This is a genomic window from Alkalihalophilus lindianensis, from assembly GCF_032843265.1.
GTDB classification, from domain to species: Bacteria; Bacillota; Bacilli; order Bacillales; family Bacillaceae_D; genus Alkalihalophilus; species Alkalihalophilus lindianensis.
In genome coordinates this window covers 245,156-265,891 of the sequence record NZ_JAWJBA010000004.1, presented here as the reverse complement: position 1 = coordinate 265,891, position 20,736 = coordinate 245,156, and the positions used below count along the sequence as shown (strand labels likewise).

General features: G+C 39.1%; 24 protein-coding genes. All 24 read right to left on the bottom strand.

What is annotated here, in order from left to right; all coding sequences use genetic code 11:
• Positions 1-2: 2 nt before the first annotated feature.
• Complete coding sequence (locus RYX56_RS13930; RefSeq protein ID WP_317122643.1) at positions 3-800, bottom strand: phosphatidate cytidylyltransferase; 798 nt, start codon at positions 798-800, stop codon at positions 3-5.
• A gap of 15 nt (positions 801-815) precedes the next feature.
• Complete coding sequence (uppS, locus tag RYX56_RS13925; RefSeq protein WP_317122642.1) at positions 816-1,589, bottom strand: undecaprenyl pyrophosphate synthase; 774 nt, start codon at positions 1,587-1,589, stop codon at positions 816-818.
• A gap of 151 nt (positions 1,590-1,740) precedes the next feature.
• Entirely contained in the window at positions 1,741-2,298 is a 558-nt protein-coding gene (gene frr, locus RYX56_RS13920) for a ribosome recycling factor (protein ID WP_317122641.1), read from the bottom strand.
• On the bottom strand, positions 2,298-3,017 hold the full coding sequence (gene pyrH, locus RYX56_RS13915) for a UMP kinase (RefSeq protein WP_317122640.1): 720 nt from the start codon (positions 3,015-3,017) through the stop codon (positions 2,298-2,300). The genes frr and pyrH overlap by 1 nt, the downstream gene beginning before the upstream one ends.
• Positions 3,018-3,141: 124 nt before the next feature.
• On the bottom strand, positions 3,142-4,026 hold the full coding sequence (gene tsf, locus RYX56_RS13910; RefSeq protein WP_317122639.1) for a translation elongation factor Ts: 885 nt from the start codon (positions 4,024-4,026) through the stop codon (positions 3,142-3,144).
• A gap of 148 nt (positions 4,027-4,174) precedes the next feature.
• Complete coding sequence (rpsB, locus tag RYX56_RS13905; protein ID WP_317122638.1) at positions 4,175-4,897, bottom strand: 30S ribosomal protein S2; 723 nt, start codon at positions 4,895-4,897, stop codon at positions 4,175-4,177.
• A 163-nt stretch (positions 4,898-5,060) separates the two neighbouring features.
• Positions 5,061-5,618, bottom strand: a complete 558-nt coding sequence (locus tag RYX56_RS13900) for a DUF6115 domain-containing protein (RefSeq protein ID WP_317122637.1) — start codon at positions 5,616-5,618, stop codon at positions 5,061-5,063.
• A 22-nt stretch (positions 5,619-5,640) separates the two neighbouring features.
• Positions 5,641-5,955 (bottom strand): hypothetical protein, encoded by a 315-nt coding sequence (locus RYX56_RS13895; protein ID WP_317122636.1) that lies wholly within the window; start codon positions 5,953-5,955, stop codon positions 5,641-5,643.
• Positions 5,956-5,968: 13 nt separating this feature from the next.
• Positions 5,969-7,348 carry a flagellar assembly protein A gene (locus tag RYX56_RS13890; protein WP_317122635.1) on the bottom strand — a complete coding sequence of 460 codons (1,380 nt, stop codon included), beginning with the start codon at positions 7,346-7,348 and terminating at the stop codon, positions 5,969-5,971.
• Between the two features lie 77 nt (positions 7,349-7,425).
• Positions 7,426-8,181 (bottom strand): FliA/WhiG family RNA polymerase sigma factor, encoded by a 756-nt coding sequence (locus RYX56_RS13885; protein ID WP_317122634.1) that lies wholly within the window; start codon positions 8,179-8,181, stop codon positions 7,426-7,428.
• Positions 8,182-8,204: 23 nt separating this feature from the next.
• Positions 8,205-8,693 (bottom strand): chemotaxis protein CheD, encoded by a 489-nt coding sequence (locus tag RYX56_RS13880; RefSeq protein WP_317122633.1) that lies wholly within the window; start codon positions 8,691-8,693, stop codon positions 8,205-8,207.
• A complete protein-coding gene (locus tag RYX56_RS13875) occupies positions 8,686-9,324 on the bottom strand; it encodes a chemotaxis protein CheC (protein WP_317122632.1) in 639 nt (212 codons plus the stop codon). The genes RYX56_RS13880 and RYX56_RS13875 overlap by 8 nt, the downstream gene beginning before the upstream one ends.
• A 21-nt stretch (positions 9,325-9,345) precedes the next feature.
• Entirely contained in the window at positions 9,346-10,395 is a 1,050-nt protein-coding gene (locus RYX56_RS13870) for a protein-glutamate methylesterase/protein-glutamine glutaminase (RefSeq protein ID WP_317122631.1), read from the bottom strand.
• A 38-nt stretch (positions 10,396-10,433) separates the two neighbouring features.
• Entirely contained in the window at positions 10,434-11,297 is an 864-nt protein-coding gene (locus RYX56_RS13865) for a MinD/ParA family protein (protein WP_317122630.1), read from the bottom strand.
• Positions 11,287-12,429 (bottom strand): flagellar biosynthesis GTPase FlhF, encoded by a 1,143-nt coding sequence (gene flhF, locus RYX56_RS13860; RefSeq protein ID WP_317122629.1) that lies wholly within the window; start codon positions 12,427-12,429, stop codon positions 11,287-11,289. Before flhF ends, RYX56_RS13865 begins: the two co-directional genes overlap by 11 nt.
• Positions 12,426-14,462 (bottom strand): flagellar biosynthesis protein FlhA, encoded by a 2,037-nt coding sequence (gene flhA, locus RYX56_RS13855; protein ID WP_317122628.1) that lies wholly within the window; start codon positions 14,460-14,462, stop codon positions 12,426-12,428. The genes flhF and flhA overlap by 4 nt, the downstream gene beginning before the upstream one ends.
• Positions 14,463-14,493: 31 nt before the next feature.
• Positions 14,494-15,585, bottom strand: coding sequence for a flagellar biosynthesis protein FlhB (gene flhB / locus RYX56_RS13850; RefSeq protein ID WP_317122627.1), 1,092 nt, complete (start codon positions 15,583-15,585; stop codon positions 14,494-14,496).
• Positions 15,585-16,361, bottom strand: a complete 777-nt coding sequence (gene fliR, locus RYX56_RS13845; protein ID WP_317122626.1) for a flagellar biosynthetic protein FliR — start codon at positions 16,359-16,361, stop codon at positions 15,585-15,587. The genes flhB and fliR overlap by 1 nt, the downstream gene beginning before the upstream one ends.
• Complete coding sequence (gene fliQ / locus RYX56_RS13840; RefSeq protein WP_317122625.1) at positions 16,361-16,630, bottom strand: flagellar biosynthesis protein FliQ; 270 nt, start codon at positions 16,628-16,630, stop codon at positions 16,361-16,363. Before fliQ ends, fliR begins: the two co-directional genes overlap by 1 nt.
• 12 nt (positions 16,631-16,642) lie before the next feature.
• Positions 16,643-17,347, bottom strand: a complete 705-nt coding sequence (gene fliP, locus RYX56_RS13835; RefSeq protein ID WP_317122843.1) for a flagellar type III secretion system pore protein FliP — start codon at positions 17,345-17,347, stop codon at positions 16,643-16,645.
• Positions 17,347-18,141, bottom strand: coding sequence for a flagellar biosynthetic protein FliO (gene fliO, locus RYX56_RS13830; RefSeq protein ID WP_317122624.1), 795 nt, complete (start codon positions 18,139-18,141; stop codon positions 17,347-17,349). Before fliO ends, fliP begins: the two co-directional genes overlap by 1 nt.
• Positions 18,083-18,445, bottom strand: coding sequence for a response regulator (locus tag RYX56_RS13825; RefSeq protein ID WP_317122623.1), 363 nt, complete (start codon positions 18,443-18,445; stop codon positions 18,083-18,085). The genes fliO and RYX56_RS13825 overlap by 59 nt, the downstream gene beginning before the upstream one ends.
• A 22-nt stretch (positions 18,446-18,467) precedes the next feature.
• Positions 18,468-19,706 (bottom strand): flagellar motor switch phosphatase FliY, encoded by a 1,239-nt coding sequence (gene fliY, locus RYX56_RS13820; protein WP_439108499.1) that lies wholly within the window; start codon positions 19,704-19,706, stop codon positions 18,468-18,470.
• A complete protein-coding gene (gene fliM / locus RYX56_RS13815) occupies positions 19,696-20,688 on the bottom strand; it encodes a flagellar motor switch protein FliM (RefSeq protein WP_317122621.1) in 993 nt (330 codons plus the stop codon). Before fliM ends, fliY begins: the two co-directional genes overlap by 11 nt.
• Between the last annotated feature and the right edge of the window lie 48 nt (positions 20,689-20,736).

Sequence of the window (20,736 nt, the reverse complement as noted above, 5' to 3'; positions counted from 1 at the left end):
CTCTATATGAGTTGTAGCAAATGCAAGATTGGCATCACATAAATCAAGCTATCAAAACGATCCAAAATCCCCCCATGACCAGGAAGAACATTTCCAGAGTCCTTAACGGCATAATGTCTCTTTAATGCTGATTCAACTAAATCTCCTAGTTGGCCGAAAGTAGATGCTATCAACATAATGAATAGTGCTGTTATATAATTTGGGAAAATAGGAACGATCATATAAAAGATGGAACCAACAATCAGTGCAGCAACGATTCCACCGATAGAGCCTTCAATCGTTTTTTTCGGACTAATATCAGGCCATAGTTTGTGCTTCCCAAATGCTCTCCCCGCAAAATAGGCGCCAGAATCGGTTGTCCAAATTAAAAATAAAACAAAAAAGACTAAATACATTCCTACGTCTGCAATATCACGAGTTACAATCAAAAAGTGAAAACCAAACCCTACATAAACTGATGATAAGATGACAAAGCCAACCTCGTCAAATGTAAACGAGTTTTTCGTTAAAACTGTAAACATAAGTAATACAAGTATGACAAAAATAAACGTCTCAACCTTTGTATATGTGATGGGAATAACTTGGTCAAACCAAGAGGTAGGCACTAGCAAAAGCCACATGGACCCTAGACTTACTATTCCCATAAGAGATAAAGGTGCAATTTTTTTCATTTTTAAAAGTTCAATCATTGCCACAGAGGCGACGATAGAAATGAAGATCGAAAAAAACCAACCTCCGAGAATGACCATGCTAATAAATACAATCGCACCGATCACGCCCGTAATTATTCTTTGCTTCATTTAAATATGCCTCCTTTAAACTCCTCCAAAACGCCTTGCTCTTTTTTGATAAACAGTAATGGCTTCCACAAAGTGCTCTTCATTAAAATCAGGCCATAACACATCGGTAAACCAAAATTCACTATAAGCTAATTGCCAAAGCATAAAATTACTCAATCTAATTTCACCACTTGTCCGAATCAACAAGTCAGGATCCTTCAGCTCAGCTGTCATTAAATGCGACCCAATAACATCCGCATCTATTTCATCCGAAGACATTTCACCTTTTTCAACTTGCTTGGCAATTTCTTTCATTGCTTCTACCATCTCAAAACGACTACCATAATTCAATGCAAAATTTAAAACCAATCCTGTATTATCCTTCGTTTCATGAACAGCTTTTGTGACAGCATTCAAGGTATGTTCAGGAAGATGGTCAAGACTTCCCATTAAACGCACCTTCACATTTTCTTCCATTAACTTAGGTAGCTCCATACCTAAAAAACGCTCTGGTAGTTTCATTAAGTAATCAACTTCCGTTTTAGGTCGCTTCCAGTTCTCTGTTGAAAATGCGTATAATGTTAAGACTTCTACACCTAGTTCATTTGCTTTACTGACAATCTTATTAACCACTTTCATACCTTCATGATGACCAGCGATTCGAGGTAAGCCTTTCTGCTTAGCCCATCGTCCATTCCCATCCATAATAATTGCTACATGTGCTGGAACTGTATTCGGGTCAAGGTCGATTATAGATTCTGTTTTTGTTGGTGTAAGATTAGACTTCCATTTTGAAAATTTCTCCAGCATTTTAATGCCCTCCATCTAAGTTGAAGCAGGTTAGGCTCTTATCAGCATATCCTAATGTAAGCTAGCTCATAACAGTACTAATAAGAACGTGTAAAAAACCCCCTATAAAATAAGAGGGTCTCATACATCTTACATTTTACCTTGAAACTGCTTAGACTTCCATGATTTCTTTTTCTTTCTTCTCAGCCACAGCGTCAATGTCTGCAATATTCTTATCCGTTAACTTTTGTACTTCATCTGTATAACGGCGTAATTCATCTTCAGTCATTTCTCCGTCTTTTTGCAATTTCTTTAAATCGTCATTAGCATCACGACGAACGTTACGAACAGCTACTTTCGCTTCTTCGCCTGATTTTTTAACTAATTTCGTAAGATCGCGACGACGCTCTTCTGTTAGAGGTGGAATCGCAATACGAATAACTGACCCATCATTAGATGGTGTTAATCCTAAATCTGCTTTTTGAATCGCACGTTCAATATCATTCATTGACGTCTTATCAAAAGGTTGGATCATTAAGAGACGTGCTTCTGGAACTGTGATCGTTGCTAATTGATTTAAAGGTGTTTCTGCACCATAATACTCAACAGTGATACGATCTAAGATAGCAGGGTTGGCACGACCGGCACGTAGCTTAGCTAACTCACGGTTTAATGATTCGATGGCTTTTTTCATACGCTCTGTTGCATCTTGAATAATTTCTGTTGACATTAAGAGTTCCCCCTAACAATCGTTCCAATATTTTCACCAAGAACAGCTTTTTTAATATTTCCTTCTTCCATAATCGAGAAAACAACTAGTGGAATATCGTTATCCATGCATAAAGATGACGCTGTTGTGTCCATGACTGCTAAACCTTCTTTTAGGACATCCATAAACGAAAGGGTTGAATATTTCTTTGCATTTTCATCTACTGATGGATCTGCACTGTATACACCGTCTACTTTATTTTTCGCCATAAGAATGACTTCTGCCTCAATCTCAGCAGCTCGAAGAGCAGCTGTTGTGTCGGTTGAGAAGTAAGGGTTACCTGTTCCTGCAGCAAAGATGACTACACGCTTCTTTTCTAGATGACGAATCGCTTTACGGCGAATATATGGTTCAGCAACTTGTCTCATCTCAATTGAAGTTTGAACACGCGTTTCTACTCCAATGTCCTCTAAGCTATCTTGAAGGGCTAAAGAATTCATGACTGTTGCAAGCATACCCATGTAATCAGCTGTAGCACGATCCATTCCTTTTGCACTTCCAGCCATTCCACGCCAAATGTTTCCGCCACCTACAACAACGGCTACTTCAACATCTAACTCGATGATTTCTTTTACTTGTTTAGCGACCGATTGAATGACTACAGGATCAATCCCATACCCTAATTCCCCAGCTAATGCTTCTCCACTAAGCTTTAATACCACTCGGTTAAATTTTTGCATGACAACCTCCATCAACACAAGACGTGTAGACTTTTCTTTTCAATCTAGTGATCCTCTAAGTAGGGTAACACGCAAATGATGTTACCTTGAAAAAAGGGACACATTGTGCCCCTCTTCAGCTTGATTACTTTTTAACTTGAGACATAACTTCTTCTGCGAAGTTATCTTCACGCTTCTCCATGCCTTCTCCAACTTCATAACGGATGAATGACTTAACAGAAGCACCTTTGTTTTTAACGTATTTTCCAACTTTTTGATCGCCATCTTTAACGAAAGGTTGGTCAAGTAGACATACTTGCTCGAAATATTTGCTTAGGCGGCCTTCAACCATTTTTTCAACGATATTTTCTGGCTTACCTTCGTTTAATGCTTGTTGCTTTAATACTTCGCGCTCACGCTCAACTTCTTCTTGTGCAACTTCATCACGAGATACGTAAGTTGGGTTGATTGCAGCTACGTGCATAGCGATATCTTTTGCAAGCTCAGCATCTGTAGAGTTTTCTACTACTGAAAGAACACCAATACGTCCTCCCATGTGTAGGTACTCACCAAATACGTCAGCATCTGTTTTTTCAACTAGCTCAAAGCGACGTAGAGAAATTTTCTCTCCGATTTTAGCGATAGATGAGTTGATGAATTCATGAACCGTTTCACCTTCACCTTTGAATGGTTGACCCATAGCTTCTTCAACTGAAGCTGGAGTTTGCGTTAATACGTGTTCAGCTAAATCTTGAACAAGCTTTTGGAAGTTTTCGTTTTTCGCAACGAAATCTGTTTCAGAGTTTACTTCAACGATTACAGCTTTGTTACCTTGTGCTTTAACAACAGTAAGACCTTCTGCTGCTACACGGTCTGCTTTCTTTGCAGCTTTAGCAATACCCTTCTCGCGAAGAAGATCAATAGCTTTTTCCATATCTCCCTCTACTTCTGTTAAAGCTTTCTTACAATCCATCATACCTGCGCCTGTTTTTTCACGTAATTCTTTAACCATGCTAGCTGTTACTGCCATGTTAAAACGCCTCCTTAAGTTGTCAGTATGTCACACATGCCAACAGAACAAACGTATATAGCTTGTCCTTATGTATGTCATGTTCATATTTCGTAAAAAAAAGTGGCAAAGGGTCATCCCCTTCACCACCCTTTTTGATCAAATGAAATTAAGCAGTAGTTGTTTCTTCAGCAACTACTTCTTCTTCCTCACCTGAAGTAGCTTCGATCACTGCATCCGCCATTTTACCAGTAAGAAGTTTTACTGCACGAATAGCATCATCATTACCAGGGATTACGTAGTCAATTTCATCTGGATCACAGTTCGTATCTACAATTGCAACGATCGGAATGTTCAACTTGTGAGCTTCCGCGATTGCAATGCGCTCTTTGCGTGGGTCGATAACGAATAGTGCATCTGGAACTCCTTGCATGTCTTTAATACCGCCTAAGAACTTCTCAAGACGATCCATTTCTTTCTTAAGAAGAATGACTTCTTTCTTAGGAAGAACATCGAACGTACCGTCTTCTTGCATCTTCTCTAGATTCTTAAGACGAGTAATACGTTTTTGGATTGTTTCAAAGTTAGTAAGAGTACCACCTAACCAACGTTGGTTGATGAAGTACATGCCACAACGCTCAGCTTCTTCTTTCACTGAATCTTGAGCTTGTTTTTTTGTACCAACGAAAAGGATTTTTCCTCCGTCAGCTGCTAAGTCACGTACAAAGTTGTACGCTTGCTCAACTTTTTTCACTGTCTTTTGAAGATCAATGATATAAATTCCGTTACGTTCTGTGAAGATGTAGCGATCCATTTTTGGGTTCCAACGACGAGTCTGGTGACCGAAGTGTACCCCAGCTTCTAATAATTGTTTCATGGAGATAACTGCCACATCAAACACCTCCTTCAATTTGGTTTTTTTGTCCTCCGCTCTCATCATGTTCAAACGAGACTGACGAATAGTCAGCACCCACGTTCAAATTAGAGGCGTGTGTAATTAACACCGTGGATTAATATACCACATCACACATACTGTTGCAAGTTATTCAGGTCGTTTAACGATAAAATTTTAAAATTAATTCCACTTCTCCCTTTCCTATGTTTAACTGCTTCGCTATTTGCTCTTCATTCATCCCTCTTTTGGCCAACATTAGCACATTTGCAGTATCAGATTGCTCAAAAATCGTAGCAGGGTCTTCTTCATTTATATCAGGGGGGCTATAATCGTTATATTTCTGTTCTTCTTGTTCTTCTTGTTCTTCTTGTTCTTCTTGTTCTTCTTGTTCATCCTGTTCTGTTAACTGAAAGGGTCTAGTAGATAGAGATGGTTCTGCTTGCCTATTTTGAGGAGCTTCAGCCCGAACACTCTTTGTTTTTTGTTCAGATGTATGTGGCTCTTTTTTTAATTGCTTGATTTCTTTTAATAGACGCTCGTTCTCTTCTTTCATCTCAACCGTATAAGCAAACAGCATATCTTCAATTTCCTGTTTTACTTTTTCACCACGTTCACGGTCAAATGAATCGGTGACACTTACTTTCTTTGCTAGAGTCAGCATCAAAAGGATTGTTACACCATGTAAAATGAAGCTAAAAATTAATAAATAGATCGTCATTGCTCTATATGTCCTCTCCACCTCACCCAGAAAAGTCAATAAATTGTCCTTTGTATGGATGAGACTCCCTTTGCTCTGTTCCATCGTCCTCTTTATCACGTTCTTTTTTTCTTTGATTATGATGATTGCTTGGATTCTTTTTTTGATCTTGAAGTGTAGACTTTTCACTTTCATTCGTTTTTACAACTTGTCTACGTTTTTGTCTAATGTCTTGATCAAGCTGCTGACCGATGATATCCTGTGAGACTTGGCCTCGCTGCTGCATTTGCTCCTGTAGCTTACCAGACTTTTGAGATTGAGGAAACGAACCTTGAACTTCAATTGGTCTAATACTCATCCAACTCAACTCCTTAGAGGCTTGAAATGGTGATCTCACTATCTATTAAGGTAACTTTTGCATATTGATGCTTACTAACAAGCTTTCGTCGGTATTTGCCAAAGTGAATAAACACATTGGGATAGAAAGAATCTTTGGCACTTATTGATCCCCCCTCAAGCGGACCGCCTAGCTTTTCCAAGGATTCGAGAATGTCATTGGATTCATCCAATAGCTCCTTAGCCGTTCTATAAGAATGTTGAATTCGCAACACCATGATCTTCTCTTTTCCAACTAATGATTGTTTCTTCTGTTTTTCTATGTAAACTTTTAATAACTTTCCTAATTTCGTTAAATCATCTTGTGCTTTTCGTTTAGTTGACTCTGCATCTTTTTGCTTTTTAAGAAGTTGTTCATTAGCACCAACATATAGAGACGTTTTTGTTTGCATATCATTACCAATTGTTCTAGCATGAACCCCTTCACCTGCAGATAAAACCCCTCCTACAATATTCCCTTTGCCCCGTGTGCAAATGATCGTTTTCTCCGCTGTACATGTACTATGTAAGATCGCCTGTGCCACTTCGATCGTCCCACCAACTTCTACATTTCCTTCGTTGATAAAGGTTGTTTGGAGATCCCCCTTGGCTTTTAGAAAACTTTTATGCTGGCCCACAATGCCTGCACCTACAAATATAGAGCCACCCGCTGTAAGATAAGCTCCTTCAACTGTGCCTCTAACTCGAATGTCCCCATCCGCTTCGACGATAAACCCAGTAGGAACATTACCATTTATGACGACATTCCCAACAAATGAAATATTCCCTGTCTTCATACTCAGGTCACCTTTAACTTCATAGATCGGATGAACATGAATACGTTTATTCTCTATACTTACCTGACCGTCAATAAGAGAGTAAATCGATTGTTCATCTTCACTCACCCTCGTATTTTTCCCTGCTCTTAACGTGAAGTCTTTCCCAGGTTTTGCAGGGATCTCCTCACCGAGAACGTTTTTTCCATTTTGTCCAGAAGTAGCAGCAATCTTTTGCCCTACTTTATCTCCCTCTCGTACCGATTCAATGTCTAGAACATCCTTTAAATTCACTTTCATTTTCCCATCATCTGCTACTTTTTCCTTCTCAAATAAAACAGGCAGTAAGTAAGCTGCTGCTCCTTGCTTTTTGGGAAGACCTTGAGCAATTAAAAGTGGCGAATCAAGATAGACTCCATTTGAAAGAGAGTGAAGGGTTTCTTCAATCATTCCAAAAACGATTCCATGCTCATGAACCCACTCTTTTACTTGACCTATATCAATCGTTTCATCCTGATTTGTTTTTGCATGTTGAACCACTGTAGCTTCCATCTTATTACTTGAAATGGTTATCTGGTAATATTGATTAAGATCGATCACAACATCAACCCTTTTTCACAATTTTATAGGGGTATCTTTTTAAGTTGATCTCTAGCATACCATTGCCTATAAAACCGTTATTTGATAAGCTGCTTCATTCTAAATAGTGCTTTGGAATGGATTTGCGAAATACGAGATGTTGATAAATTAAGTACATGCCCTATTTCAGTTAACGTTAACTCATCGAAATAAAACAAGCTAATAACAAGTTGTTCTTTCTCTGTTAATTTCGATATCACTTTCCCTAGTTCCTCTTTTGTAACCTCGCTAAGAAGATGCTCTTCAGGTGTTTTTGACTGTTTGTCGATAATGGTAGCAGCAAATGACTCATTGCGATCTGAATCACTAGAGCGATCATCAATTGAAAGCAAATTGGATAGAAAATGTTCATTTGTTATTTGGTAAACTTCCTGTTCAGACATGTCTAGTTCACGCCCTACTTCTTCCGCTGTTACATTACGACCGTACTCTTGTTCTAGGCGTTGAATACAAGCTTCTACTCTTTTAATCTTCTCTCGCATCGAACGAGGCAGCCAATCCTCTTTACGTAACCCATCAATAATAGCTCCGCGAACTCGAAAAGACGCATAAGTATCAAATTTCAAATCTCTATCAGCATTGAATTTCTCTAGAGCATCGTATAAGCCGAGCATACCATGGCTGATTAAGTCATCTTTTGAAACATTCTTTGGGAGTCCTACTGAAATTCGTTGTACATGATAGTTCACAATCGGCATGTATAAACGAATTAATTCATCACAAGCATGAGGATCGCGACTTTTTAACCACTTATCCCAAATTTTCTGATTTTCATTTGTTGTTACACTTGCCATACTTGTCCCTCCTATCATTTTCTTTAAATCACAGCAGTTCCCTGATTAACCGTTCGTATATGTAACATTTTTGTTAATGGATCAAACTCAATTGTTCGACCACTTTTCCCACCCACATCTTCTGCAAGAATGGGAATCTTTGATTGTTTAAGGGCCAATTTCACTGCCTCTACGTTCCTTGGACCAATTCTCATCACGTCACTGCCACTTTGAAAGGTAAACATTTGTGCACCACCAGCAATTTTAGCTTTTAACGAAAAAGCACGTCCACCTTGGCCGAGTAGCTGCTTGATCAATTCTTTAATCGCGGAATCAGCATATTTAGCAATATTTAATGTTGCTTGCTTCGATTGACTTGAATCTGGCAGCATAACGTGAGCCATTCCAGATACATTGGTCAACTCATCATAAATGACTACACCAACACATGAACCAAGCCCAGATGTCCTTATTGTATCGGGAGGGGTGGCTACCTTTAAATCGGCCATGCCAACTTTAATCACTTCACTCATTCACGTCCACCCCTAATGATTTAAAGATAACTTGAAACGAATCGGGATCAGGCAACAAAAAGAAATGCCCAGCAGTCTGCTCCTGTGTTTGACCAACTTCTGAAATATGTGTATCAATAACCAAGGCATGATCTCCTGCAGCAGAAAGAGAAACGAGTCCATAATTCAAAATAGCACCTACCATATCTATACTTAAGCCAGGTACAGTTGGTTGAAGATTAAGGTTGGTGAAATCTGCTAACGAAGAAAGATAGGACCCAGCGAGGATATTCCCAACTTCCTGTAGAGCTGAAAGACCAATTTGATCAAAAGGAGGTTTGCGCAATTGAAAATCATCATTGCCTGTTAAAGATTGAATCAACTTTTCTGCTTGCTGTACTTCAGATAGATAAAACATGCTTCCTGGGGCATCGCCTTCAATTCGTAAAAAGATGGCTACAACCTCTGTATCTGCGCCCCCAATCTGCTCAGGCAACTCTTGCAATGAAACAACCCTGACATTTGGCACGTTCATATCAATTTTACGTTTTAACAATGTCGATAATGAAGTAGCCGCATGACCAGCCCCTATATTACCTATTTCTTTTAATATATCTAAATGAAATGAGTTTAATTGATTTAAGTCCTTCAAAAGAATCTCCCCTTTCACCCTCTACACCTGACGCATGATATGATCACTTATCTGATCAAGGTCTATGACCTCATCAATCAATTTTGCTTCAATCGCTGCTTTTGGCATTCCAAAAACGATGGAGGTATTCATTGATTCAGCTATTGCAAAACAATTACCACTCTCTTTTAGTGATTTCAAGCCTACTTTTCCATCTGACCCCATCCCGGTCATGATCACGGCAATTTTCTTCAGGTCAACATAGGTTGCTAAAGATTCAAAAAGAACATCTACAGAAGGCCTGTGTCCTCTTCTTGCCTCTTCTTGATTCAACTGAATGGAATAAGATTGACCCACTTTTTTTATAATCATATGAAAACCACCAGGTGCTATATAAGCGACACCACTGCGTAGAAGATCACCATCTGCAGCTTCTTTCACTTCGATATCGGCTAAGGTATTTAAGCGATTCGCTAAGGATTGAGTGAAACCTTTAGGCATATGTTGAACAATCACAATAGGGGCGTCTATGTCTTTTGGTAGACGTGTCACTACTTCTTTTAACGCTTTAGGTCCTCCTGTTGAAGTTCCGATGGCAATGATTTTCTTTTGTCTGTTATTACTTTCCTTTCTCTCCTCACGTACGATCTTCCGAGGACGATGCGTGGTTTTTATTTCTTGATTAATATTTGCTTTATAAGCGAGCTTCACTTTTTTCACGATCTCTTTTTCAATGATGTGAAGATCAAGTGAAATAGCCCCCGATGTCTTAGCTACAAAATCAACCGCTCCGTACTCCATTGCAAGAAGCGTTTGTTCTGCTCCTTCTTTTGTTAGACTACTAATCATAACCACAGGAACTGGTGCTTCCTTCATCAATTCCTTTAATGTATCTAACCCATCCATAATAGGCATCTCAACATCTAACGTAATCACATCTGGCTTTAATGTTTGACGCTTTATAAGAGCTTCTTGGCCATTTCTAGCGGTACCCACTACTTGCATATTCACATCTTTATCGATCATGTCACTGATGACTTTCCGCATGAAAGCAGAATCGTCAACAACTAGAACATTGATTAACTGTGCCATATGATCTTCACCCCTACTATTCATATGGAGTTCACTTCCTACCTTTTCACCAATCGACTTCTTATTGATCTTATAAAACTACTAAATGATATAGTTGGTTGATTACTCGACTCACCAAGATAATGATTAACAAGTGACTTCATCGCCACAGACACCTCTGAGCGGGGGGCAAATAAGACGAAAGGGGTTTGCGCTTTTACTGCCCGACTCACGGTACGATCATCAGGCAAGGAACCAAGTAATTGAATCTCTTTGTCCAAAAATTGTTTCGTAACCCTCATAAAATTAGTAGCTGTTTGGTCGCCTTCTCGTGTCGTTTCTGCTCGATTGACGATCATAGATAGTTGCTTGTCCTCATCTTCTAAATGAATGTATTTCACCATTGCATAGGCATCTGTTATTGCAGTCGGCTCTGGTGTGGTTATTACTAATATCTCGTGGGCAGCGAGAATAAATTTAATGGTTTCTTTTGTAGCCCCTGCACCCATATCCAAAAAGACATAGTCAAATTCATGTTCCAACGCACCTAATTGTGTAAAAAAACGCTCCATTTGCTCAGAATCTAGCTCTACAAATTCAGATAAGCCAGAACCACCTGCTAAATAAGAAATCTCTTTAGGCCCTTTTTCGACGATATCCCAAATCGTTAATTGGTTTTTTAACATATCGATAATATGATGGCTAGCGGTAACACCCATTAAGATATCAAGGTTTCCCATCCCCATATCCATATCGATAATCGCCACTTTTTCACCTGTATCTCTAAGCGTTAGAGCAAAATTTAGGCAAACATTTGATTTCCCTACTCCACCTTTACCACTTACAACTGCAATGACCTTTGCTGATCCTTGATGATGTGGGTTCACAATCCGTCGCAAACTTTCTGCTTGGTCATTCATCATGATCACCTGTAAATAAAGGTTCAACAAGTTGGTGAATCGTCGCTTCTGACATATCATCAGGTACGTTTTGGCCGTTTGTGATGTAGGCTACTCCTAATCCATATTCAAGCGGAACATTTATAAAGGCCCCGTATGAGGATGTCTCATCGCGTTTTGTGAAGATAACTTGTTTAATCGGAATCAGGCTAAATTGAGAAATGATCTTTTTCATATCTTCATATTTAGAGGTAAGAGCTAAAACGAGTATCGTTTCCGCCTCTTCATTAAAATCCATTACTTTCGATAATTCTTCTACATATAATTTATTTCTAAAATTACGTCCTGCAGAATCAACTAAAATCACATCATAGTGTTGATACTGTTCTTTCGCTTTCTTAAAATCTTCAACGGAGTATGCGACTTCAATCGGGATATTTAATATTTTTGCATACGTTTTTAATTGATCCACAGCCGCTATACGATACGTATCTGTCGTAATGAGCACCACTTTTTTCTGTTGCTTTAGGACGCACTCTGCTGCTATTTTCGCAATGGTTGTGGTCTTCCCAACACCGGTTGGACCAACAATATTGATGACTTTCTTCTCAAACGTCAATCCTTTAACAGGAACAGTGGAAAGCTCACTAAGTAAAAACTCAGAAGCTTCAGCTTCAAGGTTTACTGAGGTCCTATTTTCATCCACTTTGTTGTACCAGTCTTTCAGAAGATTTTTTAAAAGTTCAAGACGAATGGACTCGCTCACTCCATGAGCTTTCAGTCGATCTTCTATCTTTTGAAAAGGGGCTGGATATTGTTGTTCTACTTGATTAGACGTTGAATGGATCCCTTTGACAAGTCGTTTTAGCTCTTCTACTTCTTTCATTAAACGTTGATCTGCTCCATGCGTTTGAGTGATCGAAGGATTTCTATTTCCAACTGGCTTTATTTGAGGCTTTTCCTTTGTTAGCGGTTTGGAGTCAGGTACAGGATCAACAGCCGCTACAACCTCAATTTTCTTTGTGGTAAAAAAGCCAAGAAACCCTCCCGATTCCACTTCTTTAGAACTCAAAATAACAGCTTCATCCCCAAGTTCCACGCGAATTTGTTTCATTGCTTCATGCATTGTGTTTGCTGTATATTTTTTTACTTTCATTCTACATTCACCACTCCAACACTTTGTACTTCAACATTTGCCTCTAGCTCGTTGTACGAAAGAACAGGAACATGAGGAAGGTAACGTTCAAGTAGCTGGCGTACATACATTCTTACTGCAGGTGAACAAAGGATAACTGGCACTTGCCCCATTTGCGATAGTCGATCTGTTTCTCCTGCCGCTGACTCTAATACGCGCTGAGATTCATTCGGGTCCATCGAAAGGAAGTTTCCATGTTCTGTTTGTTGAACGCCATCTGCAATCTTCTTTTCCACACTGCCACTTATTGTAATGACATAAAGTGGTTCCCCTGGTGATGTAAACTGCTTCGAAATTTGACGTGACAAGGATTGTCTAACGTATTCCGTTACTAGGTCCATATCTTTTGTCATTTGCCCATAATCAGCTAATGTTTCAAAAATGATCGGCAAGTTTCGAATCGAGATGTTCTCTTTTAATAAATTTGTCAACACCTTCTGCACTTCTCCAGTTGAAAGAGTATTGGGGGTGACTTCTTCAACGAGCGCAGGGTATGTTTCTTGTAAATGCTCAACCAATTGTTTGGTTTCTTGTCGTCCCAGTAATTCATGAGCATGTCGTTTGATTACTTCAGTTAAATGAGTCGACACAACCGATGGAGGGTCAACGACAGTGTAGCCTGAAAGCTCTGCTTGCTCTTTCATTTCTTCGCCAATCCAAAGGGCAGGAAGGCCAAAAGCAGGCTCAACTGTTTCCACTCCAATAATAGACTCATCTTCGACTCCTGGACTCATCGCCATGTAATGATCTAGTAAAAGGTCACCCTTCGCTACTTCATTACCCTTAATTTTTATTGTATATTCGTTTGGTTGTAGTTGAATATTATCACGAATACGAATGACCGGAACGATCATACCAAGCTCTAGAGCCATCTGCCGTCGAATCATTACGACTCGATCAAGTAAATCTCCTCCCTGGTTTGCATCTGCTAATGGAATTAACCCGTAGCCAAATTCAAATTCAATCGGATCAATTTGCAAGAGGGAAACGACACTTTCAGGTGATTTCATATCATCTTTTTCTTCTACAACTTCTTCAGTTTCGTCTCGTTCTAATGTCTGTTTTTCAACCCTCTTCAGCTGAAAAGCTCCAAATGCTAGCAGTGCTGCTACAGAGAATGTTACAAACTTATCAATCGGTGTGGCGACTCCTAATAAGAAAATCGTCGCCGCCGCTACATAGAGCATATTAGGGAAGGCTAATAATTGTTTATTTAGATCTTGACTTAAATTGCCATCTGAGGCAGCTCTCGTAACAATAATTCCTGTTGCGGTTGAGATTAATAGGGCAGGGATTTGACTGACCAAACCATCTCCTACTGTAAGAAGTGTATAGGTAGTAGCAGCAGTACCTAGATCCATTCCCATTTGCATCATCCCGATAACGAGGCCAAAGATCATATTAATAATAACGATAACAATACCTGCGATCGCATCCCCTTTAACGAACTTACTCGCACCGTCCATTGCACCATAGAAATCCGCTTCTTTTTCAATTCGTTCACGACGGCCTTTCGCTTCAGCATCAGAAATCATGCCGGCATTCAAATCGGCATCAATACTCATTTGTTTACCAGGCATCGCATCCAGGGTAAATCTCGCTCCTACCTCTGACACACGTTCTGCCCCTTTGGTAATGACGACAAATTGAATAATGATTAAGATTAAAAAGACGACAAAACCAACGAGCGCATTTCCTCCTACTACGTAATTCCCAAAAGTGTCAATGACATTACCAGCCTCAGCATTTCCGAGAATTGATCTAGTCGTCGACACATTTAACCCTAACCGAAACAGCGTTACAAGTAATAACAACGTCGGAAAGATAGAAAATTGCAGAGCATCATTCGTACTCATTGCCACTAGAATGATAATGAGCGCAAGAGAGATATTAATTACAATTAAAAAGTCCAGTATTCCTGGTGGTAATGGAATTATGAGCATAATGACGATTAAAATAACGCCCAGTAATACCGATAAGTCTCTTGCTTTCACAGAACTTCTCTCCTAACCTTTTCACAAAAAATTATGTCACTTGTTTATTTTTCAATCGGTAGACATACGCAAGCACTTCAGCTACTGCTTTAAACATATCCTCAGGTACTTGATCGCCTATTTCTGCTTGACTATATAGTGCACGAGCTAACGGTTTATTCTCTACCATGACAACATCGTGGTCACTTGCTAATTTTTTGATTTTTTGTGCGACGTAGTCAACACCTTTGGCGACAATAATGGGGGCATCTGATTTTGACTCATCATATTTTAAAACGATTGCATAGTGTGTTGGGTTTGTAATGACAACATCCGCATTTGGCACTTCCTGCATCATGCGCTGCATCGCCATTTCCATTTGTTTTTGCTTACGTTTTGATTTGATTTTGGGGTCACCTTCCATATTTTTATGCTCATCTTTTACGTCTTTTTTAGACATTTTGATTTGCTTTTCCTGATCATAACGTTGATATAAATAATCAGGAATCGATAAAAATAATAACAGAACAGCGACTGAGACACCCATTAATGCTGTAAGTTGTGCGATCACATAAAAACCATCTGCAACAGACTTCTGTGAGAGCATGAATACATCTTCTAAATTAAACCAAAGAATCAAAAAAACAACGATACCAGCAAATGCGATCTTCAATAGTGATTTAAGCAACTCTACAATTGCTCTCACTGAAAAGATTCGTTTAAATCCTTTAATAGGATCAATTTTACTCAATTTCATCTGTAATGGATCCGTGGTGAAAAGTGGACCTACTTGAACATAACTTGCAAAAACACCTGCAACCATAGCGACAAGCATGATCGGAAGAAGCACAACTGCAGCTTCCATAATAATTTCATAAAACATCAACTCGAAGCTTCTAGGTGTAACATTCATTAAGAGATACGTTTGGAAAACATGTTTAAGTAAATCTAGCAAGGTTGAACCTACAATGGCCCCGCCAAAAAACCATAAAAACAAGAATACGAGCAGTAAGATGACAGCTGTGTTCACATCATTACTCTTTGCTACTTGACCTTTTTTTCTTGAATCCTGTCTTTTTTTAGGCGTTGCTTTTTCTGTTTTTTCATCTGCAAAAAACTGCAACTTCACTTGAAGAAAGGCCATTATGCTCCTCCTAGTAGTTGTAGCAAGGTTCGCATTGCTAAAATCATTTGATCAAATAAACGTTGAACGACCATAATGAAAACCGACATATAAATGATTAACAAAGGTAGTGCAACTAAAATTTTTAACGGCATTCCGACAACAAAAACATTCATTTGCGGTACAGCTCGTGACACCATCCCAAGTGCAACATCAACTAAAAATAGAGAACCGACAATCGGAAAGGCCATTTGAAAAGCGATGATAAACATCGCATTAAACGTCGTTGCGATATAATGGACGATGTTTTCTTGTCCAAACGGTAAAAAAACTTGATCCATTGGCACGAACTGATAGCTATAAAAGATTCCATCAAGTAGCAAATGATGTCCGTTTACTGCAAGTAAAAATAGTAAGGCAAATGTATATAAATACCCACCCATTAAAGGTGATTGAGCTCCTGTTTGAGGATCAACAACGTTAGCGATCATAAACCCCATATTAAAATCAATAAAGCCCCCTGCTACTTGCACAGCATATAATAAAATCATCGCGATTAAACCCACACTCAAACCTACTAGTAATTCTTTAATGACGAGAAAAAAGAAAGTCGTATCAATTAACACCTCAGGAGTCTCTAGGGTGAATATCATGATCCAACTTAGCATAAGAGCTAGTCCGATCTTATGTGTCGTTGGAATCGAGCGGTGCCCATAAATCGGTAATACGGAAAAAAAAGCGAGCACACGTACAAATATTAATAAAAAAGCAGGTAGTAGATTCACAAACTCAATCATTACCCAATGTACCGGTGTAAATTACTAAAGATTTGGTAGGCGAAATTTGTTACCTGCGAGAGCATCCATGGACCAAAAATAACGAGAGAAGCTAATACTCCAACTATTTTTGGTATAAACGCTAACGTTTGTTCTTGGATTTGAGTGGTAGCTTGAAAAATACTAACAAGCAAGCCAAGACCTAAGGCAACTAATAGAAGTGGGCCAGCTACAAGTAACACAGTCCAAATCCCATTTTCAGCCATACTGATGACAAATTCAGAACTCATACGCACACATCCCTAACTGAAGCTAAGCAGTAATGATTGGACAATTAAATACCAACCATCTACAAGCACAAACAACAAAATTTTAAATGGTAGGGCGATCATAACCGGTGGTAACATCATCATCCCCATAGACATTAAGACACTTGCTACAATCATATCAATTACAAGAAAAGGTACGAAAATTAAAAAGCCAATTTGAAAGGCTGTTTTCAATTCACTAATAGCAAAAGCAGGTATTAGTGCTGTTAGAGGAATGTCATCAAGTGACTGAGGCCTCTCCATTCCTGCATACCCCATAAAAAGAGCCAAATCTTTCTCTCTCGTATGCTTAGCCATAAATTCCTTCATCGGAATAGCCGCTTGTTCTAACGCTTCTTCTTGTGTCAATTCACCGTCTAAAAATGGCGTTAGAGCTTGTTCGTTCACTTCTGCAAATATCGGCGCCATGATAAAAAAAGTGAGGAACAAAGCCAGACCAATTAACACTTGGTTCGGAGGCATCGATTGAGTCGCTAAGCCTTGTCTTACGAATGAGAGAACAATCACAATCCGTGTAAAGCTGGTCATTAAGATTAGAATACTTGGTGCCAATGATAAAACTGTTAACACCAGTAATAATTGAATCGTTGTTGCAACATTAGCAGGCTCATTTGACAAGAAATCAACATCTAATCCAGGGATTTGAGTAACGGCAGGCATTATTAATTGGTCAACCATCATTTATCTCTCTCCCTAACTTCATCTTGGATTTGTTTTTGTGATGTTGAAACCTCTTTTAGCTGTTTCCCTAGCAACGCTTTGAATGCTTCTTCATTCTCATTCGCTTTAGAAGAAGATTTTTCATTTCGGTTGAGTAATCCATTCATTTTCCCGAGAAGGCTTGATAATGGTTGGTCGATTTGCTCAAATTGTTTTTCTTGAAGCTCAATAAAGCGTTCGATCTCACGTGGATCATCAAGTTCCTTTAACAGTTGAATAGAATCGCCTACTCCAACGACTAGAAGACGATCTCCTACTTTAACTAACTGTACTGAACGGTTGGCCCCGAGCGGCACACCGCCCATATTTTGCATTAATTTTGTCGATTGGTATGACTGTGAACGCTTATTGACAAAACGTAGGAGCATATAAATAAGAAATACGACAAAAGCAAGAGCTGACATCATTTGAATAAACATAAGAAACGGATTTTGATCGGTCATTGGAACGGCAAGTTCTTCTTCAGTATTCGGTGACTCTACTAAATCGGTCGTTTCTTCTTCCAGAACCGTTTGTTCATTTTCTGGACTCTGTTCGCCTTCTTCAATCGCCTCACTTACGGTGCGATTTTCTCCTTCACCCTCAGCACTGATTTGATTACTCCAACCAAAAACAAAGAAAAAGCTTAACATAAGAGCCGCCACTACAGGCTTGCACATATATGGTGACACCCCACTAACTTTACTTAACACTTTAGCCAAGCGTTTTCTTAATCGCTTCAAGAACACGATCAGCTTGAAATGGTTTGACAATAAAATCTTTAGCTCCTGCTTGGATCGCATCAATCACCATTGCTTGTTGCCCCATCGCAGAACACATAATCACTTTTGCGTTTGGATCGATTTTTTTTATTTCTTTTAGAGAAGTAATACCATCCATTTCTGGCATCGTAATATCCATTGTTACAAGATCAGGTGAGAGCTCTTCGTACTTTTCAACAGCTTGAGCTCCGTCGTTAGCTTCTCCTACTACATCAAATCCATTTTTTGATAAAATATCTTTAATCATCATGCGCATAAACGCTGCATCATCTACTATTAATACTTTGTGTCCCATTTGGGTCCCTCTTCTCTCCAATTTATTTCAGATTACGAATTCGATCTTCTTGACTAACAATATCCGTTACACGGACACCGAAGTTCTCCTCAATTACAACCACTTCACCTTTGGCAATGAGCTTTTGGTTTACAAGGATATCGACCGGTTCACCAGCAAGCTTATCTAGCTCAATAATGGACCCTTGACCTAATTCAAGAATTTCTTTAATCGATCTTTTCGTTCGACCTAACTCGACTGTTACTTGCAAAGGAATGTCTAGCAACATATTTAAATTATTTGATTCATGATTTGATAAAGGTGCTGGTTCAAAGTTTGAGAATGCAGCTGGCTGAACATCACTCTGACGTCCATTAACACTATGCACACCTGAACCTATATGTTGCTGCTCCCTTGAATGTGAACTTGCTTGAGTGGGCTCAGGGTAACTTGATTGAGTCATACGTTCTTCTTGTGGTGACTCCATATGTCTTGTTTCTGCTTGTGTTGACGGTGCTTGTGGCATTTCTATTTCTGGAAAGCTTTCATCTACTGATAGCTCTTCATCCATTGGGTTCATTAAGTCATTCACTAGCCCTTTTGCAAAAGTAACCGTAACAAGTTGCATAATGTTTGAGTCGATCAGTTCTCCGACTTTTAAGCGGAATGAGATTTTCACTAAAATTTTATCGCCTGGAACATTTGATGTGCCTACATTATGTTTTAAATCCATCAGGTCAATTCCTGGTGGTGAAATATCTACACGTTTGTTGAAAACCGTTGACATGGACGTAGAAGCAGAACCCATCATTTGATTCATTGCTTCTTGAACAGCACTGACATGCATATCCGAGAGTTCGCTTGCTGGATTGATTCCATCACCACCAAGCATCAGATCAGCAATAATGGCTGCATCGCCCGTTTTGATGACTAGCAAATTCATCCCTTCAAAGCCCTCAGTATATTCAACATGAACCGCTACATGAGGTTGTGGAAACTCTGACTCTAGTTTTTCACTTTCGATTAAAGAGAGTGTAGGCGTTGTAATTTCAACCTTTTGATTTAATAAAGTAGATAGCGCGGTAGCTGCACTCCCAAATGAAATGTTCCCGATCTCTCCTAGGGCATCCTGTTCGATATCTGTTAAGTAATCTCCAATAATCAAATTAGAGGATGACGAAGCTTGTTGTTCCTTTGTTTCGTCTACTTGATCATCTTCATTACCAATGCCTTTAAGTAGTTCATTTATTTCGTCTTGGGAAAGCATGTCATCATTCATCATCATCTGCCTCCTCAATTACATCCGTTACTTGAACGGCCATTTTATTTTTCATCTTTCCTGGTTGAGCGTGGAACTTCTTTTCTCCTCCGACCGTTACAAGGAGTGGTTCGTTTATTAATTGATTTAGTTCAATGACATCACCAACACCTAAGTTTAAGAACTCATGGATTGTTATTTCAGAACGCCCAAGTTCAGATTGAAGCAGCAGTGGTGCTTTTTTGATCTTCGCTTCAATCGCTTCTTTTTCACCCGGTTGATGCTGTTTTTTCTTTTCTTGCATCCAGTAATGAACGGAAAGCTTAGGTAATACATCTTCTAAGACCACATGCGGTAGACAAATATTAATCATCCCTGATGTTTCCGCTATTGTGGTCGATAGTGAAATCACAACAACCGTTTCATTAGGGGAAACCATTTGCAGAAATTGCGGATTAACTTCAATTTCTTCCATCACGGGATCCATTTCGACCACAGTGCTCCATGCTTCTTGAAAACTATCTAATGTGCGTTGAAACAGCTGAGACATGATACGTGTCTCAATCTCTGTTAAATTTTCAACCTTATTAATGCTTACACCTTTTCCTCCAAGCAATCGATCGAGCATGGCATACGCAATATTAGGGTTTACTTCCATTAAAAGACGACCTTCTAATGGATACGGTTCAAACACATTTAAAATCGTCATCTTTGGTATCGAACGAATAAATTCCTCATAAGGAAGTTGATCAACCGATGCTACTGAAATTTGAACAAACGTCCGAAGCTGAGCTGAGAAGTAGGTCGTTAACAATCGTGCAAAATTTTCATGTATACGAGATAAACTACGAACTTGATCCTTTGAGAAGCGTAGTGCTCGCTTGAAATCGTACACTTTTATTTTCTTTTCAGTTTCTTCTTTCTTGAGTTCATCAGCATCCATTTCTCCAGTAGAAAGTGCCGATAACAGAGCATCTATCTCACCTTGTGATAAAATGTCAGCCAAGAGCCTCACCTCTCAATCTATCTACACAACGTTATAAACAACCATCAA

Coding starts and splice junctions, on each gene's coding strand:
- RYX56_RS13930 (WP_317122643.1), bottom strand. CDS start 800: ATGAAGCAAAGAATAATTACGGGCGTGATCGGTGCGATTGTATTTATT.
- uppS (WP_317122642.1), bottom strand. CDS start 1,589: ATGCTGGAGAAATTTTCAAAATGGAAGTCTAATCTTACACCAACAAAA.
- frr (WP_317122641.1), bottom strand. CDS start 2,298: ATGTCAACAGAAATTATTCAAGATGCAACAGAGCGTATGAAAAAAGCC.
- pyrH (WP_317122640.1), bottom strand. CDS start 3,017: ATGCAAAAATTTAACCGAGTGGTATTAAAGCTTAGTGGAGAAGCATTA.
- tsf (WP_317122639.1), bottom strand. CDS start 4,026: ATGGCAGTAACAGCTAGCATGGTTAAAGAATTACGTGAAAAAACAGGC.
- RYX56_RS13900 (WP_317122637.1), bottom strand. CDS start 5,618: ATGACGATCTATTTATTAATTTTTAGCTTCATTTTACATGGTGTAACA.
- RYX56_RS13895 (WP_317122636.1), bottom strand. CDS start 5,955: ATGAGTATTAGACCAATTGAAGTTCAAGGTTCGTTTCCTCAATCTCAA.
- RYX56_RS13885 (WP_317122634.1), bottom strand. CDS start 8,181: ATGGCAAGTGTAACAACAAATGAAAATCAGAAAATTTGGGATAAGTGG.
- RYX56_RS13880 (WP_317122633.1), bottom strand. CDS start 8,693: ATGAGTGAAGTGATTAAAGTTGGCATGGCCGATTTAAAGGTAGCCACC.
- RYX56_RS13870 (WP_317122631.1), bottom strand. CDS start 10,395: ATGGCACAGTTAATCAATGTTCTAGTTGTTGACGATTCTGCTTTCATG.
- RYX56_RS13865 (WP_317122630.1), bottom strand. CDS start 11,297: ATGATGAATGACCAAGCAGAAAGTTTGCGACGGATTGTGAACCCACAT.
- flhF (WP_317122629.1), bottom strand. CDS start 12,429: ATGAAAGTAAAAAAATATACAGCAAACACAATGCATGAAGCAATGAAA.
- flhB (WP_317122627.1), bottom strand. CDS start 15,585: ATGGCCTTTCTTCAAGTGAAGTTGCAGTTTTTTGCAGATGAAAAAACA.
- fliR (WP_317122626.1), bottom strand. CDS start 16,361: ATGATTGAGTTTGTGAATCTACTACCTGCTTTTTTATTAATATTTGTA.
- fliQ (WP_317122625.1), bottom strand. CDS start 16,630: ATGAGTTCTGAATTTGTCATCAGTATGGCTGAAAATGGGATTTGGACT.
- fliP (WP_317122843.1), bottom strand. CDS start 17,347: ATGGTTGACCAATTAATAATGCCTGCCGTTACTCAAATCCCTGGATTA.
- RYX56_RS13825 (WP_317122623.1), bottom strand. CDS start 18,445: ATGGGACACAAAGTATTAATAGTAGATGATGCAGCGTTTATGCGCATG.
- fliY (WP_439108499.1), bottom strand. CDS start 19,706: ATGATGAATGATGACATGCTTTCCCAAGACGAAATAAATGAACTACTT.